The organism is Streptomyces coryli (assembly GCF_011044975.1).
GTDB classification, from domain to species: Bacteria; Actinomycetota; Actinomycetes; order Streptomycetales; family Streptomycetaceae; genus Streptomyces; species Streptomyces coryli.
Genome location: NZ_JAAKZV010000470.1, coordinates 1 through 2,805 on the forward strand (window position 1 = coordinate 1; position 2,805 = coordinate 2,805).

Consider the following 2,805-nt stretch of genomic DNA (forward strand, 5'->3'; position numbering starts at 1 on the left):
GGTTGGTGGGTGCGGGCGCGGGTGGGTCTGCGCAGACGGATTCCGCGGCGGTGAGGTCGCAGCCGCCGGCGAAGACGGACAGGCGGGCGAGGACGGCGCGTTCGCGGGGGTCGAGGAGGTCCCAGGACCAGTCGACGACCGCGCGCAGGGTCTGCTGGCGTGGGAGCAGGGTGCGGCTGCCGCTGGTCAGGAGGCGGAAGCGGTCGTCGAGGCGGTCCGCGAGCTGACGCGGTGTCAGCATACGGAGCCGGGCCGCCGCCAGCTCGATGGCGAGGGGGAGGCCGTCCAGGCGATGGCAGATCTCCGCGCAGGCGACGGGATCGTCGGCCGGGCTGAACCCCGGCCGCGCCGCGGCCCCGCGCTCCGCCAGCAGCCGCAGCGCGGCGGCGTCGGGCAGCGGGTCCACGGGCCGTACCACCTCGCCCGGGACGGCGAGCGGCTCGCGGCTGGTGGCCAGGACCGTCATGCCCGGGCAGCCGGTCAGGAGCTGCTCGGCGACTTCGGCGGCGGCGCCGATGACGTGCTCGCAGTTGTCGAGAATCAGCAGGATGCGGCGCCGGGCGCAGTACTCCGCGAGGCGGGCCACGGGGTCCGTGGTGCGCAGCGCGTCGGTGGCGCCGCGCAGAACGGTCTCGCGAGCGCCGAGCGCACCGAGCACGGCGTCGGCGATGGCGGCGGCGTCGGCAGCGGCGGCGATCGGGGCCAGCTCGGCTAGCCATACGCCGTCGGGCCAGGGGGTGTCGGACTGCGTCGGGTGCTCGGGCGGGACGGGTGGCGTGGTCTGCTCGGGCTGCGCCGCCTTGGCCGCCTGGGCGGCCTCCGCTGCCTCCTGGGCGAGGCGGGTCTTGCCGGCGCCGCCGGGGCCGGTGAGGGTGACCAGTCGGTGGGCGGTGAGGGTCTCGCCCAGGGAGTGGATGTCTGTCTCGCGGCCGACGAAGCTGGTGAGGCGGGCGCGGAGGTTGCCTGGGGGTGGCGGGGCCGTCGGAGCCGTGCCGTCCGAGGGCGGTGTGCCTGGCCGGTGTGGGCGGCGGGCTGGGGTGCGGCTTCCCGGGCTCTCGGTCTTGCTCGGGCGAGAGTTGGCGGCTTCGGCCGGCGGTCGGGGTGAGGCGGCGGCGCCTAGCAACTCGGCGTGCAGTGCCCGCAGCTCACTGCCCGGGTCTGCGCCCAGTTGATCGGCGAGCGACTCGCGTAGCGCCTCGTATGCCGCGAGCGCTTCCGCTGTGCGGCCGGCATCGCGGAGTGCGCGGAGGTGCAGCGCGTGCAGCCGTTCGTCCAGGGGGTGTGCGGCGCACAGGGCGCGGAGGTCCGGCAGCACCGCTTCCGCCTGGCCGAGGGCTAGCGCTGCCGCCGTACGGTCGCGGCGGGCGTCGAGGCGGCGGGCCTCCCAACGGGCCGCGGGGGCCGTCCTGTCGGGCAGGTCGGCGAGAGCCGGGCCGCGCCAGAGGCCCAGTGCGTCGTCGAGGAGGGCCGCGGCCTTGTCCGGGTCGCCGTCGGCCAAGGCGCGGCTGCCCTCGTCGGCGAGCCGGGCGAAGCGGTAGAGGTCGACGTCGTCGCGGTCGGCGGCGAGGCGGTAGCCGCCCTCCACGGAGTCGACGGCGTCGTGGCCGAGGGTCCGGCGCAGCCGGCCGATCAGGGCCTGCAGCGCGCCGGCGGCGTCCGCGGGTGGTTCGTCGACGGCCCAGACCTCGGCGATGAGCACCTCGGTCGTACGCACCCGCCCCACCTCCAGCGCCAGCGCCGCCAGCAGCGCACGCAGCCGCGCACCGCCGAGGGCGGCGGGGTCGCCGCTGGGGGTGAGGGCCTGGGTGGGGCCGAGGATGCGATAGCGCATGGCGAACATTGTCGCGGACTGCTGCAGGTCGGGCGGCATCGGCTTCGCTCGGGCGCGCGGCTGCGCGGCCGCGTAGCCGCGTAGCCGCGTAGCCGCGCCGTGTGGCGGAATGGCGGAGCTATGCGATCCGGCTGAGGTCCATGGTCCAGTTGGTACGCCAGGTGGCTCCGCCGTCGTAGGAGAATGCCTGCTCCCATCGGGCTGTGTCGGGAGAGGCGTTCGTCCAGTCGAAGCGGACCTTCACCGTGTGACCGCCCAGGACGTCCTCGCAGTGGAAGCGGCCCAGGCCGTCGGTGAAGGACCCCTCCATGGCGGGGTCGAGATGGCCGGGCCGGGTGCTGGAGGCCCACCAGATCCGCCAGAGCTTGGCTTCCGGGTCGTATTGGCGCAGCGTGAAGCCCTCGAAGGTGTCGGTCCATATTCGGTCGACGTGGCCCAGGCCGCCCAGGATCGGCTCGATCGCGGAGGTCGCGTCGAACTCGGTCCACTCCTCACATGCCGGGTCGGTGACGTCCAGCAGCTTGCGGTTACGGACCTGCCAGCGGCCGAAGAGGAAATCGAAGTCGGTGCGGCCGTCGGGCGGCACATCAGGATCCATGGTGAGACTCCTTGCGGATCATCACGTACAGAGGCGCCGAGGCTACGTCCTGGCACTGACATCGCTCGTGCGGGTGCTGCACGGATGGCTTGGCATCGGATGGTGACGGCAGCGTCGCCGACTTGCCTTCGGGCCCGGTGCCAGTGGGATGGCTGGCTACGGAAGGGAGTGGGGGGCGGGGGGCTTGGCCTGCCGGGCGGCGGAGGAGAGAAGAGAAGAGAAGAGAAGAGAAGAGGGAGCGGGTGAGGGAGAGGGAGAAGCTTTCGCATCCCTTGTGTCGCGCGTCGCCGGGCCTTGCACGGCATCGCTAAGGCAACTGCCAGCCCCTGCTGCCCGGCCCGCCCACCAGGCCGCCGCCCGGCAGCAGGACCTGACC

2 protein-coding genes are annotated in these 2,805 nt (G+C 74.0%); both read right to left on the minus strand.

Annotated elements, in window-relative coordinates; all coding sequences use genetic code 11:
- Positions 1–1,840: AfsR/SARP family transcriptional regulator (locus G5C51_RS41320; RefSeq protein ID WP_165245988.1), on the minus strand; the 1,840-nt coding region annotated here is incomplete at its 3' end.
- A 109-nt stretch (positions 1,841–1,949) separates the two neighbouring features.
- Complete coding sequence (locus G5C51_RS41325) at positions 1,950–2,429, minus strand: hypothetical protein (protein WP_165245990.1); 480 nt, start codon at positions 2,427–2,429, stop codon at positions 1,950–1,952.
- Between the last annotated feature and the right edge of the window lie 376 nt (positions 2,430–2,805).

What these genes read in the sequence shown, in the direction of transcription:
- G5C51_RS41325 (WP_165245990.1), bottom strand. Translation starts at nt 2,429, where the DNA reads ATGGATCCTGATGTGCCGCCCGACGGCCGCACCGACTTCGATTTCCTC.